At 61.2% G+C, this 26321-nt stretch carries 19 protein-coding genes; 11 read left to right on the forward strand and 8 right to left on the reverse strand.

What is annotated here, in order from left to right; all coding sequences use genetic code 11:
* Window positions 1-7 precede the first annotated feature (7 nt).
* On the forward strand, window positions 8-904 hold the full coding sequence (gene iolE / locus RE418_RS07525; protein WP_019455194.1) for a myo-inosose-2 dehydratase: 897 nt from the start codon (window positions 8-10) through the stop codon (window positions 902-904).
* A gap of 61 nt (window positions 905-965) precedes the next feature.
* On the opposite strand, the gene RE418_RS07530 is transcribed toward iolE, so the two are convergent.
* Window positions 966-2147 (reverse strand): P1 family peptidase, encoded by a 1182-nt coding sequence (locus tag RE418_RS07530; protein ID WP_049205584.1) that lies wholly within the window; start codon window positions 2145-2147, stop codon window positions 966-968.
* Window positions 2140-2655 carry a GNAT family N-acetyltransferase gene (locus RE418_RS07535; protein ID WP_049209126.1) on the reverse strand — a complete coding sequence of 172 codons (516 nt, stop codon included), beginning with the start codon at window positions 2653-2655 and terminating at the stop codon, window positions 2140-2142. Before RE418_RS07535 ends, RE418_RS07530 begins: the two co-directional genes overlap by 8 nt.
* A gap of 390 nt (window positions 2656-3045) precedes the next feature.
* Between RE418_RS07535 and RE418_RS07540 the strand changes: the two genes are divergently transcribed.
* From RE418_RS07540 to gntK, 4 genes are all read left to right on the forward strand, one after another.
* On the forward strand, window positions 3046-3741 hold the full coding sequence (locus RE418_RS07540; protein WP_025304570.1) for a pirin family protein: 696 nt from the start codon (window positions 3046-3048) through the stop codon (window positions 3739-3741).
* 293 nt (window positions 3742-4034) lie between these two features.
* Window positions 4035-5030 (forward strand): gluconate operon transcriptional repressor GntR, encoded by a 996-nt coding sequence (gene gntR, locus RE418_RS07545; protein ID WP_025304569.1) that lies wholly within the window; start codon window positions 4035-4037, stop codon window positions 5028-5030.
* A gap of 340 nt (window positions 5031-5370) precedes the next feature.
* Window positions 5371-6687 carry a gluconate transporter gene (gene gntT, locus RE418_RS07550; protein ID WP_016930400.1) on the forward strand — a complete coding sequence of 439 codons (1317 nt, stop codon included), beginning with the start codon at window positions 5371-5373 and terminating at the stop codon, window positions 6685-6687.
* A 101-nt stretch (window positions 6688-6788) separates the two neighbouring features.
* The gene (gntK, locus tag RE418_RS07555; protein ID WP_016930399.1) at window positions 6789-7316 is read left to right on the forward strand and encodes a gluconokinase; all 528 of its coding nucleotides are present in this window, start codon (window positions 6789-6791) and stop codon (window positions 7314-7316) included.
* Window positions 7317-7346: 30 nt separating this feature from the next.
* On the opposite strand, the gene RE418_RS07560 is transcribed toward gntK, so the two are convergent.
* Entirely contained in the window at window positions 7347-7940 is a 594-nt protein-coding gene (locus RE418_RS07560; RefSeq protein WP_004930825.1) for a YhgN family NAAT transporter, read from the reverse strand.
* Window positions 7941-8133: 193 nt separating this feature from the next.
* Here RE418_RS07560 and asd point away from each other — a divergent pair, with 193 nt between their 5' ends.
* The 6 genes from asd to glgP all read left to right on the forward strand — a co-directional run bounded on the left by asd (window position 8134) and on the right by glgP (window position 19294).
* Window positions 8134-9237, forward strand: coding sequence for an aspartate-semialdehyde dehydrogenase (gene asd / locus RE418_RS07565; protein ID WP_016930397.1), 1104 nt, complete (start codon window positions 8134-8136; stop codon window positions 9235-9237).
* A gap of 443 nt (window positions 9238-9680) precedes the next feature.
* Window positions 9681-11867 (forward strand): 1,4-alpha-glucan branching enzyme, encoded by a 2187-nt coding sequence (glgB, locus tag RE418_RS07570; protein ID WP_089181423.1) that lies wholly within the window; start codon window positions 9681-9683, stop codon window positions 11865-11867.
* On the forward strand, window positions 11864-13846 hold the full coding sequence (gene glgX, locus RE418_RS07575; protein ID WP_089181422.1) for a glycogen debranching protein GlgX: 1983 nt from the start codon (window positions 11864-11866) through the stop codon (window positions 13844-13846). Before glgB ends, glgX begins: the two co-directional genes overlap by 4 nt.
* Window positions 13847-13861: 15 nt before the next feature.
* Window positions 13862-15139 carry a glucose-1-phosphate adenylyltransferase gene (gene glgC / locus RE418_RS07580; RefSeq protein WP_025304566.1) on the forward strand — a complete coding sequence of 426 codons (1278 nt, stop codon included), beginning with the start codon at window positions 13862-13864 and terminating at the stop codon, window positions 15137-15139.
* Between the two features lie 135 nt (window positions 15140-15274).
* Window positions 15275-16705, forward strand: a complete 1431-nt coding sequence (gene glgA / locus RE418_RS07585) for a glycogen synthase GlgA (RefSeq protein WP_089181421.1) — start codon at window positions 15275-15277, stop codon at window positions 16703-16705.
* Window positions 16706-16846: 141 nt separating this feature from the next.
* On the forward strand, window positions 16847-19294 hold the full coding sequence (gene glgP / locus RE418_RS07590) for a glycogen phosphorylase (protein ID WP_025304564.1): 2448 nt from the start codon (window positions 16847-16849) through the stop codon (window positions 19292-19294).
* A gap of 67 nt (window positions 19295-19361) precedes the next feature.
* Here glgP and glpD read toward each other — a convergent pair whose 3' ends face one another.
* From glpD to malT, 5 genes are all read right to left on the reverse strand, one after another.
* Window positions 19362-20870 carry a glycerol-3-phosphate dehydrogenase gene (glpD, locus tag RE418_RS07595; protein ID WP_043138961.1) on the reverse strand — a complete coding sequence of 503 codons (1509 nt, stop codon included), beginning with the start codon at window positions 20868-20870 and terminating at the stop codon, window positions 19362-19364.
* A gap of 246 nt (window positions 20871-21116) precedes the next feature.
* Window positions 21117-21875 carry a DeoR/GlpR family transcriptional regulator gene (locus tag RE418_RS07600; RefSeq protein WP_004930797.1) on the reverse strand — a complete coding sequence of 253 codons (759 nt, stop codon included), beginning with the start codon at window positions 21873-21875 and terminating at the stop codon, window positions 21117-21119.
* A 50-nt stretch (window positions 21876-21925) separates the two neighbouring features.
* Window positions 21926-22762, reverse strand: a complete 837-nt coding sequence (gene glpG / locus RE418_RS07605) for a rhomboid family intramembrane serine protease GlpG (RefSeq protein WP_049205574.1) — start codon at window positions 22760-22762, stop codon at window positions 21926-21928.
* Between the two features lie 171 nt (window positions 22763-22933).
* On the reverse strand, window positions 22934-23260 hold the full coding sequence (gene glpE, locus RE418_RS07610; protein ID WP_004930790.1) for a thiosulfate sulfurtransferase GlpE: 327 nt from the start codon (window positions 23258-23260) through the stop codon (window positions 22934-22936).
* Window positions 23261-23342: 82 nt separating this feature from the next.
* Entirely contained in the window at window positions 23343-26057 is a 2715-nt protein-coding gene (gene malT / locus RE418_RS07615; RefSeq protein ID WP_089181420.1) for an HTH-type transcriptional regulator MalT, read from the reverse strand.
* Between the last annotated feature and the right edge of the window lie 264 nt (window positions 26058-26321).

Raw genomic sequence — 26321 nt, forward strand, 5'->3', positions numbered from 1 at the left:
GCAGACCATGAATAAAGACAACGTGAAATTGGCCATCGCGCCAATTGGCTGGACCAACGACGACATGCCCGATCTGGGCAAGGAAAACACCTTCCAGCAGTGCGTCAGCGAAATGGCGCTGGCCGGTTTCACCGGCAGCGAAGTGGGCAGCAAATACCCGCGCGATCCGGCGGTGCTGAAACCGATGCTGGATATTCGCGGCATTCAGATCTGCAACGCCTGGTTCAGCACCTTTTTCGCCGACGGCCAAAAAGACAAAACCATCGATGAATTTATCAACCACATGAATTTCCTGCATGCCATGGGCGCCAGGGTGATTGGCTGCTCCGAGCAGAGCAAGAGCATTCAGGGCACCACCAAAGGCGTGTTCGAAGAGAAGCCGTATTTCAGCGATGAAGAGTGGCAGCGCGTGGCCGACGGTTACAACGAGCTGGCGAAGATCGCCGCCGGCAAAGGCATGCAGGTGTGTCTGCACCACCACATGGGTACTGGCATTCAGACTACCGCCGAAATCGATCGCTACATGAGCATGGTCAACGACGACGTTTACCTGTTGTTCGATACCGGGCACGCCTACTATTCGGAAGGCAGCCAGCAGGCGATGATGGCGATCCTGGAGAAGTATCTGCCGCGCATCAACCACGTCCATCTGAAGGACGTGCGCGATGAGGTGGTGGCGGAAGTGAAGGCCAACAAGCTGAGCTTCCTCGATGGCGTGAAGAAGGGCACCTTCACCGTGCCGGGTGATGGCGTGATCGACTTCAGGCCGGTGTTCAAGCTGCTGGACGAGCGCGGTTACAAGGGATGGATGGTGGTGGAGGCCGAGCAGGATCCGGCGCTGGCCAACCCGTTCGAGTATGCGGTGAAAGCGCGCCGCTATATTCGGGAAACCGCCGGTATTTAAGCGGTAAGGGTGAATAAAGATCGAGGGGCGCTGCCAGCGCCCCTTTTTTGATGGCGGCGCGTTAGCCGCCGAGCGTTTGCCAGGTTGCGACCTGGCTGCCTGGCCATGGTGTGGCGGCATGCACGCCACGGGCGATCGCCCGAGCGAGGGTATCCGCCGCCAGCGCGCCGATTTGCAGCACCGCCAGTTCGCGGCTGCCCTGTACCTCGCGCTGCCCGGTGGACAGGGCGAACACCACGTCGCCGTCAAACGGGCTGTGCAGCGGGCGAATAGCGCGCGCCATACCGTCTTGCGCCATGATGGCCACCCGTTTTAACTCCACTCGCGTCAGCGCCAGGTCGGTGGCGATGCAGGCCAGGGTGGTGTTCTTTCTGCCGCCCTGCGGCTCTTGCACCATCCCGTCTTCACCCTGCGCATGCAGTTGCGCCAGCGCCGCCGCGCCGCCGTTGCCAAATTCACCGTTAATTTCATAAGGCGTCGCCCAGAAGGCGCGGGTGCCGGGTGCGACCACCGCACCCAAACTGTTGACCGCCACCAGCGCGCCGACGGTAGCGCCGTTGGTGGCCACGATCGACGCCGAACCGAGGCCGCCTTTCAGCTTGCCCATGCCGGTCATGGCGCCGTAGCCGGCCCCGACGGTGCCCAGCGGAAAGTCCAGGCCGGCCTTGCCGACCGCCTCGATGCCCAACTGGCGATACGGCGGCGTGAGCTGCCAGTTTTTGTCGCCGCCGTTGGCCAGATCGTACAGGCAGGCGGTGGGCACGATAGGGGAGACCGGCACGCCGGGTGCTGGGCGCAGCGCGTAGCCTTTACCCTGTTGCCCCAGCCAGGCTGCGACGCCATCCGCCGCCGCCAGACCGTAAACCGAACCGCCGCTGAACGTCAGCGCATCGATGGTCTGTACCAAATTGTCCTCACCGAGCGCGTCGGTTTCCCGGGTGGCGGGGCCGCCGCCGCGCACGTCCACGGCGGCAATCGCCGGGCTGTCCGGCAGGATCACCGTCGCGCCGGTGCGCACTCGGCTGTCCTGCGCCACGCCGACCTTCAGGCCGGGCACATCGGTAATCAGGTTGCGGGAGCCTGGACGCCCGGCGGCGGAAGTTGGCATAGCGGCACCTAATGGGGTGAGAGGAGAGAATATGCCGACGGCGGCGGTCAGGCCGGCCAGCGCGTGTAAAAAGGTTCGGCGGTTGATATGCAGGGGCCGGCACAGCGGCCCCTGCGGGTGGGGAATATTACGCATCGCCGTGCGGCTGCCCGGAACGCAAACGCGCCATATGGTAGGCGTCGACCAGCACGCCATCGCGCATGGCATAGCCGCGGCTGGTGCCCTCTATCTCGAAGCCGAACTTGCGGTATAGCGCGATGGCGGCCGGGTTGTCGGTGAACACCGTCAGTTCGATGCGCTCGATGGCGGCCCAGTTGTCGCACAGGTCGATCATCGCCCGCATCAGGCGGCTGCCGACGCCTTTGCCGTGGTAGCGCGGATCGACGCCGATGCCGAAGGTGGCGACGTGGCGGCGGCGAACGCGCTGATTCAGCATCACAACCAACTGGCCGGCAAGCTGCCCGTCGATGATGGCCGCCAGGTTATGCGTGCCCGGTTCGGGATTGGCGAGTCGCTTCTGCCAGGACTCGACGGACGGTAGCGGGAGCTGCAGCGTATCGCGGTAGACGGGCGTCTGCGAATAAAGATGATGCAGGGCTTGCGCATCCGTTGTTTCCACGTGGCGTATCACGATCTCGCTCATGTCGCTGCTCCTTTTGCTTACCGGTTGAATAACCTCTGAATTTATCCGTTTACTGCCTTGAGTCAATATTATTTCAACGGGTCAAAAAAAACGCTTTACAGGTGCGAATGATAATGATTATTATTGCGATGCGTTCCGGGGAGGGCATCAACCCTTGATACTCTCGCTGCGAAGGCACGACATTGCTCACATTGCTTCCAGTGTTTACTTAGCCAGCTCGGGTGCTGGCTTTTTTTTTGCCCTTTTTTCAGCCGTTTCCGCCTTCAACAAATCCGCTGCCCATCCGCTGTTTCATTCCATCGAAATTTTTGAACAGAGGCATGAGTTTTTTACGCTTTCTTATTCTGCTGGCAGGACTAGACTGTAAAAAAACATTGAGGAGAGTTGAATATGATTTATGTACGTAAAGCGGAAGACCGCGGCCACGCCAATCATGGCTGGCTGGATAGCTGGCACACCTTCTCATTTGCCGATTACTACGATCCGAACTTTATGGGATTCTCGGCGCTGCGGGTGATCAACGAAGATATGATCGATGCAGGGCAGGGTTTCGGTACTCACCCGCATAAAGACATGGAAATCCTGACCTACGTGCTGAGCGGCACGGTGGAACATCAGGACAGCATGGGCAACAAGGAGCAGATCCAGGCCGGTGAATTCCAGATCATGAGTGCGGGCACCGGGGTGCGTCACTCCGAGTACAACGCCAATCAGGATCGTCCGTTGCACCTGTACCAGATTTGGATCATCCCGGATCAGGTCGGGCTTGAGCCACGCTATGAGCAGCGCATGTTCGACGCGCCGCAGGGCCGTCAGCTGGTGCTGTCGCCGGATGCGCGTGACGGCTCGCTGAAGGTGTTCCAGGATATGACGCTGTCGCGTTGGGCGCTGAATAAAGGCGAGCAGGGGGAATGCCCGATCGCCGCCGGCCGTCGCGTTTGGATCCAGGTGGTGCGCGGCAAGGTCTCGGTCAACGGCCAGACCGCCGGCATCAGCGACGCGTTCGCGGTGTGGGATGAATCGGCACTGACGATCCAGGCCGACGAAGAGAGCGAAATCCTGCTGTTCGATCTGCCGCCGGTGTGATTAAGCGGTAAATATCAAGGGCTCACGGTGTGAGCCCTTGAGGTGAGTGACTAGCCTGCCGACGTTGCCTGACTTAACGCCGGCAAAACATATAAAAACAAGGAAAATCAATTTATTGATTTTCGGTTGATCGTCACAAAGGGGGAGAAACCACGCTTTTTCCCCTTTGTCTGCGTATGAAGGGCTCACGATGTGAGCCCTTTTTGCGTTGGCCGTCGCATAACCGACAATATCGGCCCGCCGTTTTTTTTGCTAAAATGACTGCCCATTCATGGTTAGTCAGTTCATTGATAATGAAGAAAAAACGGCCGGTACTCCAGGATGTGGCGGACAAGGTGGGCGTGACCAAGATGACGGTGAGCCGTTATCTGCGCAATCCCGACCAGGTTTCCGTCGCCCTGCAGCAAAAAATCGCCGTCGCGCTGGATGAGCTGGGCTACATCCCCAACCGCGCGCCGGACATCCTCTCCAACGCCACCAGCCGGGCGATTGGCGTGCTGTTGCCGTCGTTGACCAACCAGGTGTTCGCCGAAGTGCTGCGCGGCATCGAAAGCGTGACCGACGCGCACAACTACCAGACCATGCTGGCGCACTATGGCTACCTGCCGGAGCGTGAAGAAGAACGTCTGACCTCGCTGCTGTCTTACAATATCGACGGCCTGATCCTGTCTGAGCGCCATCACACGCCGCGCACCCTGAAAATGATCGAGGTGGCGGGCATTCCGGTGGTGGAGCTGATGGACTGCGTCTCGCCGTGCATCGATCTGGCGGTGGGCTTCAACAACTTCGAGGCGGCGCGCCAGATGACCCAGCAGATCATCGCGCACGGCCACCGTCACGTGGTCTATTTCGGCGCCCGTCAGGATGAACGTACCATCATCAAGCAGCAGGGGTATGAGCAGGCGATGCGTGAATCCGGCCTGGAACCGTACAGCATCATGACCGCGCGATCTTCCTCCTATTCCGCCGGCGGTGAACTGCTGCGCGTGGCGCAGCGCGACTATCCGCAGATCGACAGTATCTTCTGCACCAACGATGACCTGGCGATCGGCGCGGCCTTCGAGTGCCAGCGGCAGGGGCTGTCGATCCCGCAGGACATGGCGATCGCCGGCTTCCACGGCCATGACATCGGCCAGGTGATGGTGCCGAAGCTGGCCAGCGTGCTGACGCCGCGTGAACGCATGGGGCAGATCGGCGCCGAGCGCTTGCTGGCCCGGCTGCGCGGTGAAACGGTGTGCCCACGCATGGTGGACGTCGGTTTCACTGTGATCCCCGGTGGCAGTATCTGAGCCATTTTAACGTTCTGTTTTAACACCCTTTCTTTTTGCAGCGCGCCCTGAGGCGCGCTGGTTATCCCGCCTGTAAGCCCGCCGCTCGTTGCCGACATAAGTTTGATCTCTGTCCCAGAACGCGAATTTTAGCCGCTTACCCGGTTCCGGCGCTCATGTTGTTACCGGTATCATGATACCGGTAACAAAGAGTGTGCGGTCATCTTGCTGCAAGACTGAACCTCTGACTCAACAACACCTACAGCTCTTCTTAAACACCGGGAAAGAGCCTAAAAATAAAACAACCGCACGCTTTACGCCTATCGTAAAGAGAGTCGCGATAAAAGGTTGGAGAAAAACTATGCCATTAGTGATTGTTGCAGGCGGCGTAGCGCTGCTGCTGCTGCTGATGATCCGCTTCAAGCTGAACGGCTTTATCTCTCTGGTTCTGGTTGCCCTGGCGGTCGGGATTGCACAGGGTATGCCGGTCGATAAGGTCATCGGCTCCATCAAGGCCGGCGTGGGCGGTACGCTGGGCAGCCTGGCGCTGATCATGGGCTTCGGCGCCATGCTCGGCAAGCTGCTGGCGGACTGCGGCGGCGCACAGCGCATCGCCACCACGCTGATCGACAAGTTCGGCAGAAAACACATTCAATGGGCGGTGGTGCTGACCGGCTTCACCGTCGGCTTCGCGCTGTTCTACGAAGTGGGCTTCGTGCTGTTGCTGCCGCTGGTGTTCACCATCGCCGCCTCCGCACGCATTCCGCTGCTGTACGTCGGCGTGCCGATGGCCGCCGCGCTGTCGGTGACTCACGGCTTCCTGCCACCGCATCCAGGCCCGACCGCCATCGCCACCATCTTCCATGCTGACATGGGTAAAACCCTGTTGTACGGCACGCTGCTGGCGATCCCGACGGTGATCCTGGCCGGCCCGGTCTATGCCCGCTTCCTGAAAGGCATCGACAAGCCGGTGCCGGAAGGCCTGTACAACCCGAAAACCTTTACCGACGCGGAGATGCCGAGCTTTGGCGTCAGCGTTGCCACGTCGCTGGTGCCGGTGATCCTGATGGCGCTGCGCGCGGTGGCTGAAATGGTGCTGCCGAAGGGCCACAGCCTGCTGCGCTTCGCCGAGTTCTTCGGCGACCCGGTGATGGCGACCCTGATCGCCGTGCTGATCGCCATCTTCACCTTCGGCCTGAACCGTGGCCGCACCATGGATGAAGTGATGGGCACCATCACCGACTCGATTAAAATCATCGCGATGATGCTGTTGATCATCGGCGGTGGCGGCGCCTTTAAACAGGTGCTGGTGGACAGCGGCGTCGAGCAGTACATCGCCGGCCTGATGGAAGGCAGCAACGTTTCGCCGATTCTGATGGCCTGGTCAATTGCCGCCGCGCTGCGTCTGGCGCTGGGTTCCGCCACCGTGGCGGCAATCACCGCCGGCGGCATCGTCGCGCCGCTGATCGCTACCACCGGCGTCAGCCCTGAGCTGATGGTGATTGCGGTCGGCTCCGGCAGCGTCATCTTCTCGCACGTCAACGATCCGGGATTCTGGCTGTTCAAGGAGTATTTCAACCTGAGCATCATGGAAACCATCAAATCCTGGTCGGTGCTGGAAACCATCATCTCGGTGTGCGGCCTGGTGGGCTGTCTGCTGCTGGCGACGGTCGTATAATCTTTATCCGGCGCCCTGCGGGGCGTCGGCGTTCCAGAGTATCTTTATCAGTTGGGACGCATTTGGCGCGCTCGCGCCAGTTCCCATAGGGGCATGACACAATGAGCAATCCGCAGAATCACGTATTTATCCTGATGGGCGTATCCGGCAGCGGCAAATCCGCCGTAGCCAGCACTGTCGCCCACGAGGCCGAGGCCGCCATGCTGGACGGCGATTATCTGCATCCGCGCGCCAACATTAACAAAATGGCTGCCGGGCACGCGCTGGACGACAACGATCGCGCCCCGTGGCTGGCGGCCTTGAACGACGCCATCTTCGCCATGCAACGCACCAATCCCGTGTCGCTGCTGGTCTGCTCGGCGTTGAAAAAAAGCTATCGTGACCGCCTGCGCGAAGGGAATAGCAACCTGCATTTCCTCTACCTGAAAGGCGACAAGGCGGTGATCGAGGAGCGCCTGAAGCAGCGCAAAGGTCACTTCTTCAAACCGCAGATGCTGGTTTCGCAGTTCGCCACGTTGGAAGAGCCGGGCGAGCAGGAGCCGGATGTGCAAGCGATTGACATCAACCAGCCGCTGGACGGCGTGGTCGCCGATACGCTCGCCTATATTCGCCGCGTTACCGCCCGCTGAGCGCGGGCCGTTGTCGGCGCCGCCAGGCGCCTACAGCTTCATGTAAGCCCGCACGCCGTCCAGGAACATCTGGGTCGACAGCATCACCAGAATCAGCCCCATCAACCGCTCCAGCGCGCTGACGCCTTTGCTGCCCAGCAGGCGCAGGAACAGGTTCGACATCAGCAAAATGGCCGCAGAGAGACCCCAGGCGATCAACAGCGCTGCCACCAGATGGGGCAGCTGATGCGGATACTGGTGCGACAGCAGCATCAGCGCCGCCAGAATCGATGGCCCGGCCACCAGCGGGATCGCCAGCGGCACCAGGAACGGCTCCTCGCCGGCGGACAGCCCGGAGCTGTTCCCCTCCTGCGTGGGGAAAATCATCTTGATGGCGATCAGAAACAGGATGATGCCGCCGGAAATGGAGACGGTTTCGGTACGCAGGTTGAGGAACGCCAGAATTTTCTCGCCGGCGAACAGGAAGATCAGCATCAGCAGTAGGGCGATCAGCAGCTCGCGGATCAGCACCACCCGGCGGCGGCGCGGCTCCAGATGCTTGAGCACCGACATGAAAATCGGCAGATTGCCCAGCGGATCCATAATTAAAAACAGCAATACCGTAGCGGAAATCATCTCTGTCATGGTGACCTCGTGATCGGGAAAACGCCTCGGCCTTTTCGGCCGCGTCCTTGCCTATAAGAAGGATTGCTGAGAAATCCTCAGCCATCGAATAAATTCACTTTGCGCCCGCGCCGACATTTTGTAAGGTGAGGAGATATTGCACACAACTCGTTATCACCTACATAAGCCCTTATCCGGGCGGGATACAGATATTATGAAAAACGTTGGTTTCATCGGTTGGCGCGGAATGGTCGGCTCGGTTCTCATGCAACGCATGACGGAAGAGCGCGATTTCGACGCCATTCGCCCGGTCTTTTTCTCCACCTCGCAGCACGGTTCTGCCGCGCCGGCCTTCGGCGGCCAGCAAGGCACGCTGCAGGATGCGTATGACATCGACGCACTGAGCGCGCTCGATATCATTATTACCTGTCAGGGCGGCGATTATACCAACGAAGTCTATCCTAAGCTGCGCGCCAGCGGTTGGCAGGGTTACTGGATCGACGCGGCCTCGTCGCTGCGCATGCAGGACGACGCCATTATCATCCTGGATCCGGTCAACCACGCGGTGATCCAGCAGGGCCTGGACAAAGGCATCAAAACCTTCGTCGGCGGCAACTGCACCGTCAGCCTGATGCTGATGTCCCTCGGCGGCCTGTTCGCTAACGATCTGGTGGAGTGGGCGTCGGTCGCCACCTACCAGGCGGCCTCCGGCGGCGGCGCGCGCCACATGCGCGAACTGTTGACCCAAATGGGTATGCTGCACGCCGACGTGGCGAAAGAGCTACAGGACCCGGCTTCCGCCATTCTGGATATCGAGCGCAAGGTGACCGAAGCCACCCGCAGCGGCAAACTGCCGACCGATAACTTCGGCGTGCCGCTGGCCGGCAGCCTGATCCCATGGATCGACAAGCAGCTCGACAACGGCCAGAGCCGCGAAGAGTGGAAAGGCCAGGCGGAAACCAACAAGATTCTGAACACCGGCAGCGTGATCCCGGTCGATGGCCTGTGCGTGCGCGTGGGCGCGCTGCGCTGCCACAGCCAGGCGTTCACCCTGAAGCTGAAAAAAGACGTGTCGCTGCCGGAAATCGAGCAGATGCTGGCGACGCACAACGACTGGGTGCGCGTGATCCCGAACGACCGCGAGCTGACCATGCGCGAACTGACGCCGGCGGCGGTGACCGGCACGCTGAATACGCCGGTCGGCCGTCTGCGCAAGCTGAACATGGGGCCAGAGTACCTGTCGGCGTTCACCGTGGGCGACCAGCTGCTGTGGGGCGCGGCCGAGCCGCTGCGCCGCATGCTGCGCATCCTGTTGTAAACCCGCACTTCCTGGGGGCTGGCTGATTTCAGCCCCCTAAAGCCTTATTTTCCGCCTTTTTGTTCGCCGCGCACCGCGTCGGACAACGTCACCGCAAGCTTCGTTTCACTGGGCTCCACCCCGCATATCGCCTCGTCGGCCGCCGCATTCAGACGCCGCCGGGCTGGCAGTTTTCTTAATGAAGAATTTTCCTGAGCAATGCTGAGCAGTTTTTAACAGACATTGGCTATGCTTAACGCATGGGTGAACACTTTTTCACCATGACTGAAATATTTCAAAAAATAAGCATAAAGAGCGAAATTCAGGTCGGCAGAGTAAAGATTGGTCAATAACCGACCGCAATCACGCTTTAGAGTCCGAATGCATTGCATGATGACCAAAACGGCCAAGGAATAACCAACAAGCCGTGCTTAGATCATGCTGTTAATCTAAGGAAGAAGACTATGCCTGTACTTCCCGATCGTGACGTGATTGATCAGATCATCTCCGGCCATTACGCCGACCCTTTTGCTCTGCTTGGCATGCATGCGACCGATAACGGTCTGCAGGTGCGCGCGCTGCTGCCGGACGCCGGCGCAGTCTGGCTGGTAGAACAGCAAACCGGCCGGCGGCTGGTGCAGCTGAACTGCGACGATCCGCGCGGTTTCTTCAGCGCCGTGGTGCCGCGGCGAAAAAATCCTTTCCGCTATCAGCTGCAGGTCAGCTGGCGCGATCACCAACAGACTGTCGACGATCCCTACCGGTTTGGCCCGCTGCTGCAGGATATCGACAGTTGGCTATTGGCCGAGGGCACGCATTTGCGTCCCTATGAACGGCTGGGCGCCCACCTCGTTACGCTGGATGGCATCGACGGCGTCAGTTTTGCGGTCTGGGCGCCCAACGCCCAGCGCGTCTCGGTGGTGGGGGAGTTCAACTTCTGGGACGGCCGCCGCCATCCGATGCGTCTGCGGCGTGAGAACGGCATTTGGGAGCTGTTCCTGCCCGGCGTGCGGGCCGGCCAGCTGTACAAATATGAAATCGTCGATTGCTACGGCAATACCCAGCTGAAAGCCGATCCTTACGCCTTTGAGGCGCAGATGCGCCCGGATACCGCCTCGCTGGTGGCGCCGCTGCCGGAGGGGGTGTCGTCGACGCCGGCGCGCCGCCGCGCCAACGATTTTGACCAGCCGATCGCCATCTACGAGGTGCATCTCGGCTCATGGCGCCGCCACACCGATAATCACTTCTGGCTTAGCTATGGCGAGCTGGCGGTGCAGCTTATCGACTATGTGAAGGACATGGGATTCACCCATATCGAGCTGCTGCCGATCAACGAGCACCCGTTCGACGGCAGCTGGGGCTATCAGCCGCTGGGGCTGTATGCGCCGACCCGTCGCTTCGGCACGCCGGCCGATTTCAGGGCGTTCGTGGCGGCGGCGCATGAGGCGGGCATCAACGTGATCCTTGACTGGGTGCCGGGGCACTTCCCGAGCGACGCCTACGGCCTGGCGAATTTCGACGGCACCGCGCTGTACGAATACGCCGATCCGCGTGAGGGCTACCACCAGGACTGGAATACGCTGATCTACAACTACGGCCGTCACGAGGTGCGCAACTACCTGGCGGGCAACGCGCTGTATTGGCTGGAGCGTTTCGGTATCGATGCGCTGCGGGTCGATGCGGTGGCGTCGATGATTTATCGCGACTACAGCCGCGCCGACGGCGAGTGGGTGCCGAATTACTACGGTGGCAACGAGAACCTGGAGGCCATCGCCTTCCTGCGTTATACCAACCAAACTATTGGCCAGGCGCAGCCGGGCGCGGTGACGCTGGCGGAGGAGTCCACCGACTATCCCGGCGTCACTCTGCCGCCGGACGCCAACGGCCTGGGGTTCCACTACAAATGGAACCTCGGCTGGATGCACGACACGCTCAATTATATGAAGTGCGATCCGGTGCACCGCAAATATCACCACAACCAGATGACCTTCGGCATGCTGTATGCCTATACCGAGAACTTCGTGTTACCTATCTCGCACGATGAAGTGGTGCACGGCAAAAAATCGGTCCTCGACCGCATGCCGGGCGACGCCTGGCAAAAGTTCGCCAACCTGCGCGCCTATTACGGGTTTATGTGGGCGCATCCGGGCAAAAAGCTGCTGTTTATGGGCTGCGAATTCGCGCAGGGGCGCGAGTGGAATTTCGATACCAGCCTCGACTGGCATTTATTGGAAGGGTTGGATAACTGGCATAACGGCGTGCAGCGGCTGGTGCGCGATCTGAACCACTGCTACCGGCAGCAGGCGCCGCTGTACGAGCGCGACTACCGGCCGGACGGCTTCGAGTGGCTGGTGGTCGACGATCACGATAACTCGGTGTTCGCCTTCGCGCGCTACGATTCGCAGGGCAATGAGCTGATCGCCATCAGCAACTTTACCCCGGTGCCGCGCTACCGCTACCGCATCGGCCTCTCGCGCGCCGGTGACTACCGCGAGATCCTCAATACCGATTCGCACCACTATCACGGCAGCAACGCCGGCAATCAGGGGCGGGTCTCTTCTGAAGCGGTCGGCAGCCACGGCCGCGACTTCTCCATCTGCGTAACGCTGCCGCCGCTGGCGACCATTTATCTGCTGCGGGAGGCGCCATGACGGAGCTGACGGCCGGCCTCGCCGCGCCGCTGGGCGCGCATTACGGCGGCGAAGGCATCAACTTTACCCTGTACTCGGCGCACGCCGAGCGGGTGGAGCTGTGCCTGTTCGACGGCCAGCAGCGCGAAGTGCGCCTGCCGCTGCCGGCGCGCAGCGGCGATATCTGGCATGGCTATTTGCCGGGCGGAAGGCCGGGGCAACGTTACGGTTACCGGGTCTACGGCCCGTTTGACCCGGCGAACGGACAGCGTTTCAACCCCAACAAACTGGCGCTCGATCCAGCCGCGCGCGCGGTGGAAGGGCCGGTGGGGGACCACCCGCACCTGCACGGCGGTTACGAGCAGCCGGACCCGCACGACAGCGCAGAGCTAATGCCGAAATGTGTGGTGGTGGACGAACGGTATGACTGGCAGGACGATCGCCCGCCTGCCACGCCCTGGGGCCAGACGGTGATTTATGAAGCGCACGTGCGCGGCCTGACGCTGCTGCACCCGAAGATCCCGCCGGCGCTGCGCGGCAGCTTCGCCGCATTGGGGCACCCGGCGATGGTCGCCCACTTCAAACGCCTCGGCATCACCGCGCTGGAACTGCTGCCGGTGCAGCAACATACCTCCGAACCGCGCCTGCAGCGGTTGGGGCTGATCAACTATTGGGGCTATAACGTGCTGGCGCCCTATGCGCCGGACAACCGCTACGCCAGCCTGAGCACCGATGCCACGCCGCTGAACGAATTCCGCGATGCGGTCAAGGCGCTGCACCAAGCCGGCATCGAGGTGATCCTGGACGTGGTGTTTAACCACAGCGCCGAGCTGGATAGGGACGGGCCGATGCTGTCGCTGAGCGGCATCGATAACCTGAGCTACTACTGGCTGACGCCCGAAGGGGACTATGTCAACGACACCGGCTGCGGCAACACGCTGCGGTTGGATCAGCCGCAAGGCGTGGCCTGGGTGATGGATTGCCTGCGTTTTTGGGTACGGGAGTGCCACGTCGACGGCTTCCGTTTCGATCTGGGCAGCGTGCTCGGCCGCACGCCGGAGTTCGATCGCGATGCCCCGCTGTTCCAGGCGATGCTGGCGGACGATGTGCTGTCGCGCTGCAAGCTCATCGCTGAACCCTGGGACGTTGGCCCCGGTGGCTATCAGGTGGGGGCGTTTCCCGGCCGCTTCGCCGAATGGAACGACCATTACCGCGATGACATGCGCCGTTTCTGGCTGCAGAGCGGCGTGTCGCTCGGCCAGTTCGCCCGGCGTTTTGCCGCTTCCAGCGATCTGTATAACCAGCGCGGGCGAGCGCCTTACGCCACCGTCAATATGCTGACCGCCCATGATGGTTTTACCCTGCAAGACGTGGTCAGCTTCAATGAGAAACACAATCAGCCCAACGGCGAGGGCAACCGCGACGGCAGCGATCGCAATTTCAGCAACAACCACGGCGTCGAAGGCCTGGTGGCCGACGACGCCATTGTGCAACGCCGCAGGGCCAGCCAGCGGGCGATGCTCGGTACGCTGTTGCTGTCCCAGGGAACGCCGATGCTGCTGGCCGGCGATGAACAGGGACACAGCCAGCAGGGGAACAACAACGCCTATTGTCAGGACAACGCCACCACCTGGCTCGACTGGGCCACGGCGGACGACGCGCTGACCGATTACGTCGCGGCGCTGATCGCGCTGCGCCGCCAGATCCCCGCGTTGCAGCAGGACCGCTGGTGGCAGCAGGATGACGGCAGCGTGCAGTGGCTGAACGCGCAAGGGCAGGCGCTCGACGCGCAGCAGTGGGAGCAGGGCGAGCCGCTCATGCAGATCCTGCTGTCGCAGCGCTGGCTGCTGCTGATCAACGCCACGCCGCAAACGACGGAGATGAGGTTGCCGGAAGGCGATTGGCAGGTTGTCGCCCCGTTCACTCAGGAAGACTCACGGGCGGTATTGCCCGCCTGGCACCAGGCCGCGTGCTCGCTTTGCGTACTGGTACGGAAATAATAAAAGGAGTCCGCTATGGTTAGGTTTGAAAATAAAGACCCCCTGATGTTGGCGCGCCAGTTGCCGATTAAATCCGTAGCGCTGATCCTGGCCGGCGGCCGCGGTTCACGTCTGAAAGATTTGACCTCCACCCGCGCCAAGCCCGCCGTCCACTTTGGCGGCAAATTCCGCATCATCGACTTCGCCTTGTCGAACTGCCTGAACTCCGGCATCCGCCGCATCGGCGTGATCACCCAATACCAGTCGCACACGCTGGTGCAGCACATTCAGCGCGGCTGGTCGTTCCTCAACGAGGAGATGAATGAGTTCGTCGATCTGCTGCCGGCCCAGCAGCGACTCAGCACCGAACATTGGTACAAAGGCACCGCCGACGCGGTGTACCAGAACCTGGATATCATCCGCCGCTACGAGGCCGAATACGTGGTGATCCTGGCGGGCGATCACATCTACAAGATGGATTATTCGCGCATGCTGATCGACCACGTCGAGAAGGGCGCTCAGTGCACTGTGGCTTGCCTGCCGGTGCCGCGCAGCGAAGCCGGCGAATTCGGCGTGATGAAGGTGGATGAAAGCGATCGCATCATCGAGTTTCTGGAAAAACCCACCGATCCGCCGGCGATGCCGGGCAACCCGGATATGTCGCTGGCCAGCATGGGCATCTATATTTTTAATGCCGCCTACCTGTTCCAGCTATTGGAGGAGGATATGTCGACCCCCGGCTCCAGCCACGACTTCGGCAAGGATCTGATCCCGAAAATCACCGCGCAGCAGGCGGCGTGGGCACATCCGTTTACCTTATCCTGCGTGACGTCCAACCCCGATCTGCCGCCGTACTGGCGCGACGTGGGCACGCTGGACGCCTACTGGCGCGCCAATCTCGATCTGGCGTCGGTGACGCCGGAGCTGGACATGTACGACCGCGCCTGGCCGATCCGCACCCACATGGAACCGCTGCCGCCGGCCAAGTTTGTGCAGGATCGCTCCGGTAGCCATGGCATGACCATGAATTCGCTGGTGTCCGGCGGTTGCATCGTGTCCGGGTCGGTGGTGGTGCATTCGGTGCTGTTCCCGCGCGTGCGAGTGAACTCGTTTTGCACCATCGACTCTACCGTATTGTTGCCTGACGTGAACGTCGGCCGTTCCTGCCGCCTGCGGCGCTGCATCATCGACCGCGCCTGCCACATTCCGGAGGGCATGGTGATCGGGGAAAACGCCGATGAGGACAGCAAGCGTTTTTATCGCTCGGAAGGCGGCATCGTGCTGGTGACGCGCGAAATGTTGTCAAAATTGTGAGTTAACGTGGGCGGCAGAACGATAGCCTGCCGCCCGATGAACGGTTCGATGGCTTGCGCAACGCGGCACACATAACAGCGGCAAGCCTGCTTTATTTCTTATCCAGAGGCCTTCGGCCGACTTTCAGGAGTGATAATGCAGGTCTTACACGTATGTTCTGAAATGTTCCCCCTGCTGAAAACGGGCGGACTCGCAGACGTGGTTGGCGCACTGCCGGCGGCGCAAATCGCCGAAGGCGCCGATGTTCGGGTGCTATTGCCCGCTTTCCCTGACGTACGCAACGGCATTCCGGACACCGTGCTGGTGGCGGAAATCGATTCGTTCGCCGGTCGGGTGGGCCTGCGTTACGGCACCTATCATGGCGTGGGCATTTACCTGATCGATGCGCCCTGGCTGTATGACCGGCCGGGCAGCCCGTACCACGATCAGTCCATGTACGCCTACCCCGACAACCACCGGCGCTTTGCGCTGCTGGGCTGGATGGCCTGCGAGCTGGCCAAGGGGCTGGATCGCTACTGGCGCCCGCAGCTGGTGCACGCCCACGACTGGCACGCCGGTCTCAGCTGCGCCTATCTGGCCGCCAACGGCCACCCGGCGCGTTCGGTGTTCACGGTGCACAACCTGGCCTACCAGGGGCTGTTCTCCGCCCATCACGTGACCGAGCTGTGGCTGCCGGCGTCGTTTTACAACGTCTATGGCCTGGAGTTCTACGGCCAGATGTCGTTCCTCAAGGCCGGGCTGTTTTATGCCGACCACGTGACCGCCGTCAGCCCGACCTATGCGCGCGAGATCACCCGGCCGGAGTTTGGCTACGGCATGGAGGGGCTGCTGCAGGAGCGGCAGCGGCAAGGCAGGTTGAGCGGCATCCTCAACGGCGTGGACGACAAAATTTGGGATCCGGCCCACGACCCGCGGCTGAGCGCCCGCTATGACGCCGACGATCTGAAAAACAAGGTCAAAAACAAGCTGCATCTGCAAAAGGCCATGGGGCTGAAGGTGGACGAATCGCTGCCGGTGTTCGCGGTGGTGAGCCGATTGACCAGCCAGAAAGGCCTCGATCTGGTGCTGCAGGCGTTGCCCGAATTGCTGGCGCAGGGCGGGCAGTTGGCGCTGCTGGGCGCCGGCGACGCGGTGCTGCAGCAGGCGTTTCTGGCCGCCGCCGCCGACTACCCTGAGCAGGTCGGCGTGCAGATCGGTTATCACGAATCCTTCTCCCACCGCATCATCGGCGGCGCCGACGTCATTCTGGTGCCGAGCCGCTTCGAGCCCTGCGGCCTGACGCAGCTCTACGGCCTGAAATACGGCACGCTGCCGCTGGTGCGCCGTACCGGCGGGCTGGCGGACACGGTGGTGGACTGCGCCCTAGAGAACCTGGCCGACGGCACCGCCAGCGGATTTGTGTTCGACGATTGCGACGCCGTTGCGCTGGGCAACGCCATCCGCCGCGCCATGGTGCTGTGGAGCCGGCCGAAACACTGGCGCCACGTTCAGCGTCACGCCATGAGCGTGGACTTCGGCTGGCCGGTGGCGGCGAAAGAGTATTTATCGCTTTATCAACGCTTGTAGCCCGCGTTTCGCGTCTCGGGTTGACGCACGGCGGGCAGCCGTAAGGGTAGATTGTCGGGGCGCGGCGTACCGCGTCCATGTTCAGCGGAGCCCGCTATTCCGCGGCGAATGGCGGGGCTCCCTACAAGGGATTAAAAAGCCATGACTTCACCGTTTAGTTACACCTCACCTACGGTCAGTGTGGAAGCGCTGAAACACTCCATCGCCTATAAGCTGATGTTTATCGTCGGCAAGGATCCGGCTATCGCCAACCGGCACGATTGGCTGAACGCCGTGCTGTTCGCGGTGCGCGATCGCATGGTGGAGCGCTGGCTGCGTTCCAACCGCGCCCAGCTGTCTCAAGACGTGCGGCAGGTGTATTACCTGTCGATGGAGTTCCTGATCGGCCGCACCCTGTCTAACGCGCTGCTGTCGATGGGCATCTATCAGGATATCGACAATGCGCTGAATGAGATGGGGCTGAACCTGGCGGAGCTGCTGGAGGAAGAGAACGACCCCGGGCTCGGTAACGGCGGTCTGGGCCGGCTGGCGGCCTGCTTCCTCGACTCGCTGGCCACGCTGGCGCTGCCGGGGCGCGGCTACGGCATTCGCTATGAATATGGCATGTTCAAGCAGAACATCGTCAACGGCCAACAGATGGAATCGCCGGACTACTGGCTGGAGTACGGCAATCCGTGGGAGTTTCCGCGCCATAACACCCGCTACAAGGTGCGCTTCGGCGGCCGCGTGCAGCAGGAGGGCGCCAAGGCGCGTTGGCTGGAGACCGAAGAAGTCGTGGCCATTGCCTACGATCAGGTGATCCCCGGTTTTGACACTGACGCCACCAACACGCTGCGGTTATGGGGCGCGCAGGCCAGTAACGAGATCAACCTCGGCAAGTTCAACCAGGGCGATTACTTCGCGGCGGTGGAAGATAAAAACCATTCGGAGAACGTGTCGCGCGTGCTGTATCCGGACGATTCGACCTCCTCCGGGCGCGAACTGCGGCTGCGGCAGGAGTATTTCCTGGTGTCGGCCACGGTACAGGATATCCTCAATCGCCATTGGCTGATGCACAAAACCTTCGACAACCTGGCGGACAAAATCGCCATTCACCTCAACGACACCCACCCGGTATTGTCGATTCCCGAGCTGATGCACCGGCTGATCGACGAGCACAAATTCAAGTGGCTCGACGCCTGGGAAGTGGTGGAGCAGGTGTTCTCTTACACCAACCACACGCTGATGAGCGAGGCGCTGGAAACCTGGCCGCTGGACATGATAGGCCGCATCTTGCCGCGCCACCTGCAGCTGATTTTCGAAATCAACGATCACTTCCTCAAGATGGTGCAGGAAGTGGCGCCGGGCGACAACGATCTGCTGGCGCGGGTCTCGATCATCGACGAAACCAACGGCCGCCGGGTGCGCATGGCGTGGCTGGCGGTGGTGGCCAGCCACAAGGTCAACGGCGTTTCCGCCCTGCATTCTGAACTGATGGTGCAGTCGTTGTTCGCCGACTTCGCCCGGCTGTTCCCGACTCGTTTCTGCAACAAAACCAACGGGGTAACGCCGCGTCGTTGGCTGGCGCTGGCCAACCCGCCGCTGGCGGCGGTGCTGGACGACTGCATCGGCCAAACCTGGCGCACCGATCTCAGCCAGCTGAGCGAGATCCAGGCCAATATCGACTACCCGAGCTTCCTGCAGGCGGTACAGCGTGCCAAGCGGCAGAACAAGGAGCGGCTGGCGCTGTATATCGCCAAAACGCTCAACGTGGTGGTCAACCCGGATGCGTTGTTCGACGTGCAGATCAAGCGCATCCACGAGTACAAACGGCAGCTGCTCAACGTGCTGCATGTCATCACGCTGTATAACCGTTTGCTGGACGATCCGGAGATCGAGCGTGTGCCGCGGGTGGTGATCTTCGCCGGCAAGGCGGCCTCGGCCTACTATGCCGCCAAGCAGATCATCCGCTTGATCAACGACGTGGCCAAAGTGATCAACAACGATCCGCGCGTGCATACCCAACTGAAGGTGGTGTTCATTCCGAACTACGGCGTCAGCCTGGCGCAGATCATCATCCCGGCGGCGGATCTGTCCGAACAGATCTCGCTGGCGGGCACCGAGGCCTCGGGCACCAGCAATATGAAGTTCGCGCTGAACGGCGCGCTGACCATCGGCACGCTGGACGGCGCCAACGTCGAGATGCGCGAGCACGTGGGGGAGGAGAACATCTTTATCTTCGGCAATACCGCCGAGCAGGTCGAGGAGCTGCGCCGCAACGGTTACAACCCGCGCCAGTACTATGAGCAAGACCCGGAGCTGCATCAGGCGCTGACGCAGATCGCCACCGGCGTGTTCAGCCCGGAAGAGCCGAAACGCTATGGCAATCTGTTCGACTCGCTGGTCAACCTCGGCGACCACTATCAGCTGTTGGCGGATTACCGCAGCTATGTGGACACGCAGGACAAGGTGGACGAGGTCTATCTCAATCAGGACGAATGGACGCGGCGCGCGGTGCTGAACATCGCCAACATGGGCTACTTCTCCTCCGATCGCACCATTCAGGAATACGCGGACGAAATCTGGCACATTCAGCCGGTGAAGCTGTAAAGCGGGGCAGGAAAAAAGCAAAGGGCCGGATAATCGGCCCTTTTTCGTTTTTTCGTTACGCTGCGGCTCAGGAAGCCAGAGACAGCGCTTTCGTTTTCGCGTGTTCTGCCAGCCAGGCTTTCACTCGCGCCTGCTGCGCCTCGTCCAGCCACATACCCAGCTTGGTACGGCGCCAGATGGCGTCGGCCAGCTCTACGACCCACTCTTTCTCGGTCAGGTAGCGCAGCTCGGCTTCATACAGACCGTGGCCGAAATCTTCGCCCAGATCGGCGAGGCCGTTGGCGCCGGCCAGGATCAGCTCGCTCTGGCTGCCGTAGGTGCGGGCATAGCGGCGCGCGAGAGCTTCCGGCAACCAGCCGTGCGCACGGCGCAGTTTGGCCGCGTAGCCGTCGCGGTCGCCGTCGATGTCACCGCCCGGCAGCGTGGCGTTTTTGGTCCACGCCGGGCCGCAGCCTGGGTAGTAGTGGGCCAGTTTTTCCATCGCATGCTCGGCCAGCTTGCGGTAGGTGGTCAGCTTGCCGCCGAAGACCGACAGCAGCGGCGCTTTGCCCTGCTCATCGTGCACGTCCAGCGTGTAATCGCGGGTGATCGCCTGCGGTGAATCGGACTCGTCGTCGCACAGCGGACGCACGCCGGAGTAAGTCCAGACGATGTCGTCGCGGCCCAGCTGCTTCTTGAAGTGATCGTTGTACACTTTCAGCAGATAAGCGATTTCGTTCTCGTCGATCTTCACGTCCTTCGGATCGCCTTTGTACTCCACGTCGGTGGTGCCGATGATGGAGAACTCGTCATTCCACGGGATCACGAACACGATGCGGTGGTCTTCGTTCTGCAGAATGTAAGACTGCGGCTGATCGTGCACGCGCGGCACCACGATGTGGCTGCCTTTGATCAGACGGATGCCGTAAGGCGATTTCAGCTTCAGGCCGTCGTCGAAGAAGTTTTTCACCCACGGGCCGGTGGCGTTCACCAGGCCTTTGGCGCGCCAGGTGAAGGTTTTGCCGCTGTCGATATCGACCGCTTCCACCATCCACAGGCCGTTTTCACGCCATGCGCGGGTCACTTTGGTGCGGGTGCGCACTTCGCCGCCGCGTTTTTCCACTTCCTGCGCGTTCAGCACCACCAGGCGAGCATCGTCGACCCAGCAGTCGGAATATTCGAAACCGCGCTTCAGTTCAGGCTTCAGCACCGACTCTGGTCCAAAGCGCAACCCCTTGCTGCCCGGCAGGCTGGTGCGTTTGCCCAAGTGATCGTACAGGAACAGGCCGATACGGATCATCCAGGCCGGACGCAGGTGCGGCTGGTGCGGCAGGCGGAAACGCATCGGGAACGCGATGTGCGGTGCCAGCTTCAGCAGCACTTCACGCTCGGCCAGCGCTTCGCTCACCAGACGGAATTCGTAGTGTTCCAGGTAGCGCAGGCCACCGTGGATCAGTTTGGAACTGGCGGAAGACGTAGCACAGGCCAAGTCTTGCGCTTCCAGTAGCAGTACCGACAGCCCGCGCCCGGCAGCATCCGCCGCGATGCCGGCACCGTTGATGCCGCCACCGATAACGATCAAGTCTTTGGTTTCCACGTCATCTTCCTCCAGATGTTCGAAATAGCTCTTTCATGTTCGTTTTCGCTCATGATTGTAATCAAAAACCAACAAGCAAGCCAAGACTTAACCAAACAAAAACATTTAGGCGTGATAGAGGTAACAGTTTGGTGATGATAGTCACATAAATGATGTGGATATGGCACGAGCGCGCAAACGGCTGTCGATGAAGAGGGCGGGGAGTAGGAAACGGGGCGGCGGCGCGCCCCGCAGGTTAACAGCGGATCAGCACAGCTCCAGTTGCACGTCGTACTGCTCGATGATTTTCATCACGCTCGGCGGCGGCAGCTGGTCGGTAAACAGGTAGTCGATCAGGTTCATGTTGCCCAGGTTGACCATGGCGTTGCGGCCGAATTTAGAGTGGTCGGTGACCAGCATCACGCAGCGGGAATTTTCGATAATCGCGCGTTTGGTGCGCACTTCGTGATAGTCGAATTCGAGCAGCGAGCCGTCCATATCGATGCCGCTGATGCCGAGAATGCCGTAATCGAGGCGGAATTGAGAGATAAAGTCCAGGGTGGCTTCGCCCATGATGCCGCCGTCACGGGTGCGCACTTCGCCGCCGGCCAGGATCAGGCGGAAGTCTTCCTTGGCGGTCAGCAGGGTGGCGACGTTGAGGTTGTTGGTGACCACGCGCAGGTTCTTGTGGTTCATCAGCGCATGGGCCACCGCTTCCGGCGTGGTGCCGATATCGATGAACAGCGTGGCGCCGTCCGGGATCTGGCTGGCGACGCGCTGCGCGATGCGGGCTTTCTCTTCCGACCACATCACCTTGCGATCGTTATAGGCAGCGTTGACCGAGCTGGAAGGCAGCGCCGCGCCGCCGTGGTGACGCTGGATCTTGTTCTGGTCGGCCAGGTCATTCAAATCGCGGCGAATCGTTTGCGGGCTGACGTCAAAATGTTCCACCAGCTCTTCCGTGCTGACGTAACCCTGCAGGCGCACCAGCTCGATAATTGCGTCATGACGCTGTGTTTGCTTCACGATAATCCCCTAAAACGCCCGCCATGCCCGCTGGGCACAGCTCCCGGCTGTTATTGTTCGTTGTGTGCGCGATGACGCGTATCCCAAAATGCCATCAATAACCCTAACACTAAACCGGCTACGTGTGCCGCGTTGGCGATCGACATTCCTAAAATATCGAAATATCCGGCCACCAGCCACAGCACCGAGAACACCATCAGGCCGCGTGGCAGCATCAGGCCGCGCTCCGGCGCCCGTTCGCCCGACAGCCACACATAGCCCATCAGCGCATAGACCACGCCCGACAGCCCGCCGAACAGCGCGCCGCTGAACAGCGATTGTGCCCAGCCGCTGAAGAAGGCCGACACCACCGCCAGCACGAACAGCTTACCGGCGCCGAGGCGTTTTTCCATCTGGCCGCCGAGATACCACCACCACATCAGGTTAAACAGAATATGCAGCAGGGAGAAGTGCAGGAACGCATGGCTGACCCAGCGCCACAGCTGTGTGTATTGGCTGCTGTCTTGCGGCCAGGAGAGCCAGTACATCACGGTATCGTCACCCAGCACCTGCATCAGGATGTAGACCGCGATGCACAGTACCATCACGCCGAGCGTCAGCGGCCCGGCCTTGCTGCGCAGGGTGTGCAGGTAGGATTCGCTCTGATAGTGCAGGCCGGCGTCGGTATGGCCGGTCTGCCAACTGGCGGCCTGATAACGGCGGTTGAGCGGATCGACCAGAAACTGCTGCAGCTCGTGTTGCACCTGCTCGAGGTGGCTGTCGTCGGCCAGCCAGATTTCCGCCGCCTCGCCGCTGTTGCGCAGCTCAAGCCGGATGCCCTGGGTCGCCATATAGTCGACAAAGGCCAGCGCCAGGCGCGGGTTGGATATGGCGATTACTCTAACCATTGCTCTTCCGTCGTAAGTGAATGATTTTGGCCGCGGCTTGCTCGCCGATGACCCTGACGGCCGATTATAACGTCGAAATCCTGAGCGCTGGCAAACGGATCTGCGAAAAACCCGCGAAAACGCGCATAAAATCGAAGGGAAAGCCCGCCGATGCGCAGCGGGCGGCGGGGATCAGGCAGAGGTTTCCACGTCTTGCGGGTACTGGCGGGCCCAGGCTTCGAAACCGCCGTCGATGCTGTAGACCGCGTCGAACCCTTGGTGCAGCAGGTATTGCGCCGCGCTGCGGCTGCTGTTGCCGTGGTAGCACATCACCATCACCGGCCGCTCGAAGTCGTTTTGCTGCATAAAGGCCGACAGGGTGGCGTTGGTGAGGTGAAAGGCGCCCGGCGTATGCCCGGCTTCAAAACTTTGCGGATCGCGGATGTCGACCAGGGCGGCGCTGCCCTCTTTCCAGCGGGTGTACGCCTGCTCAACGTTGATCGCTTCGAACTGTTCCATACTGCTGACTGCCTCGTTATTGGGGGACGCCGCTATTGTAACCAACTCGGCGGCGTTTAAGACCAGAGGGATATCAGGGTTTTTACGCGCCGTACCCCATCATCTTCAACAGCTGCTGCGCCTGCTGCACCGCCTCCTGGCGATGGGCCACGCCCAGTTTCTGATACAGGTTGCGGATGTGCGTCTTGATGGTGGTGGCCGCCACGTCCAGCTCGCCGGCGATCTGGTCGTTGCTGTAGCCGGAATAGATCAGCCCCAGCACCTGCCATTCACGCTGGGTGAGCGGGCTGGTGCGGATCAGCTCCGGCACCTGCGGGTGGGTCAGCAGCTTATCGACGAAGTTCTCGTCAAAATGCGCGAATTTGTGCCGATGGTGCTGGTTGATGTCGCGCAGGATGCGCTGGGCGCGATGCTGCTCCAGCTCTGGCAACGTGTTGAGCTGGATCAGCTGGCGCAGCTGCTGCGCCATCGCTTCGCCCTCGATGACGAAATGGCTGATAAAGCCGGTGCGGTTAGCCAGCGACAGCGCTTCGATCAGCGCCTGCTGCGCTTCGCCCTTGCGCTCTTGCAGCCAGTACAGCTGGTTGCTGAGCAGCAGATTGCGGTTGAGATCGCTCACCAGCCGCAGGCGGCGGGCATTTTCGTTCAGTTCATCCAGCACTACGCCGGCCTCTTCATACTGGCCGAGTAGGATCTGCACCCGCGCGATGTTGCGCCATTGGCCCTGCGTGAAGTGGTTGTCCGCCATACCGGGTTTTTCGGTGTGGCGCAGCCACTGGGCGGCGGCGGGGGTGTCGCCGGTCATCTGCCAGTGGATCACCCGCGATTTGTCGGTGTTGGTCAGCCAGTCGCGATGATAATGAGCGCCGTGCAGAAGGGCTTCGCACCGCTGCAGATGGGTATTGGCGTTGTCCAGATCGCCGCGCGCCAGCGAGCATTTTGCTAACATGGCGATGCACTGCAGCTGCTGTTGCGGTTGGTAGTTCGCCAGAATTTTCAGCCCGGTGCGCGCCGCGTCTTCCGCTTCGTCCAGCCGCGACCACGACCACAGGATCTGCGCGCGAATGCGCAGCAGGAATTCGTGCATCGGCAGCTGTTCCAGGTGCTGTTCGCGGATCAGTTCGAAGGCCTTATCCTGGGTTTCGTAAGCGGCCTGCAGGTAGCCTTGGGCGATAAGAATTTCGCTCTGCTGCAGCAACGCCCAGAGCGCGTAATGGTTGGCCTGATGACGACGCGCCATCTGTTCGGTTTGCTGCATCATCGGCAGCGCGCGCGCCAGCTCGCCCTTGCAGTGGTGCACTTCGCCGGTCACCGAGGTGGCGACGATGCGGCTGTAGTAGCTGGACAGCGGCAGGAATTTTAACGCTTCGGTCGCCAGCCGCTCGGCTTCTTCCGGTTTGCCGGCGTTGATCGCCACCTGGGCGCGCAGGGCGTCGAACTCGGCGTGCAGCGTTTGGTCTATCTCGATTTTCTGTTCGCGCATGGTGCGCTCGGCGCGCTCCAGCAGGGTATTGACCTCGCTGTAGCGGTGCTGGCTCTGCGCCAGCCAGGCCTGCAGCAGCGCCAGCTTGGGGTTTTGGATCAGGCGCTCATAGGGCAGCGCGTTGAGGCACTCCTCCAGCAAGGCCAGTTCGCTGTGGTGGAACAGCGACCAGGCGTGTTGCAGCAGGATATCGCGCAGCATGCTGACGTCGCTGGCCGCCAACGCGTGGTGAATGGCCTCCGCCGGATACCCCAGCGCCAGCCAGCCCTCGGCGGCGGCGCGGTGCAACCCCGGCAGCTCCAGCGCCAGTTCCCACTGGCAACGCTGGCGCAGGAAAGAGGCGAACAGCGGGTGGAAGTTGAACCATTCGCCGGTGTCGTCCATGCGGTGGATAAACAGCCCCTGGCGCTCCAGCTCCTCCAGCCGCTGCTGGCCGTTGTCTTCGCCGGTCAGTCGCACGATCAGCGCATCGTTCATCGAACGCAGCACCGAACAGCGCAGAAGGAAAGCGCGCGCATCGGTATCGACGTGGTCCAGCACTTCGTCTACCAGGTAGTCGGACAGGTGACTGGCGTTCAGCCCCGCCAGGCGCTTGGCCGACAGCTGAGCCGACGAGGCGGACTGGCGGGCCGACAGCGCGATCAGCTGCAGCGCGGTGGCCCAGCCTTCGACTTCGTCGCACAGGCGGCTGCTGTCCTGCTGTTCCATCGGCGCCGCCAGGCGGCAGTCGAAGAACTGTTTGGCTTCCTGATGGGTGAACGCCAGCTGCTGCGTGCCCATTTCCAGCAGCTGATCGCGCACCCGCAAATTGGCGATGCCGAGCGGCGGCAGGGTGCGTGAGAGCAGGATCAGCGTCAGGTTTTCCGGCTGATGGCGCAGGAAGAAGCGCATGGCTTCGTGGATGGCGTCGTTGGTGATCAGGTGGTAGTCGTCGATCACCAGGTACAGCGGCTGGTGCCAGTCGGCCAGCTCGATAAACAGCTGGGCGAACAACGCCGACAGGCTGGCGTACTGGTGTTTCTGGCTCAGCACCTCGCTCTTGACGCAGCGGCCGCCGCTGGCCTGCTGCAGCGCGGCGATCAGGTAGCTGGCGAAGCGCTCCGGCTGGTTGTCGCTTTCATCCAGCGAATACCAGCCCAGATCGGCCTTGCCGGCCGCCCATTGGGCGATCAGCGTGGTTTTCCCGTATCCCGCCGGGCAATTGACCAGTGTCAGGCGATAGTTGCCCGCGCTGGCCAGTTTGGCCAGCAGGCGATCGCGGATCACGGTATTTTGCAGCCGTACCGGGCGGCTCAGTTTTGATGGGATCAGCATAGTATTCCAGGGTATAAATCGCGGTTCCCGCCGGGATTGGAGTGGCGCTAATTATTTTATGGTTCGTAATTAATAGCTCCCCCTAACTTCTGCCAACCCTAAACGTATTGCAACAAGCTTCCGCATCGGCTTGGAGTTAAGTTGCTATCGATCACACTTTTTTACGTTTGGCGCCGGCGCGCGGCGATGCGGTCGCGGATCGCATTTCCGGCCATGGACAAAACTTCAGCAGCGCGAATACTTGTGCTAACGTCATGGTTAACG

The sequence above is a fragment of the Serratia sp. szju genome (genome assembly GCF_044594185.1).
Classification (GTDB): Bacteria; Pseudomonadota; Gammaproteobacteria; order Enterobacterales; family Enterobacteriaceae; genus Serratia; species Serratia bockelmannii.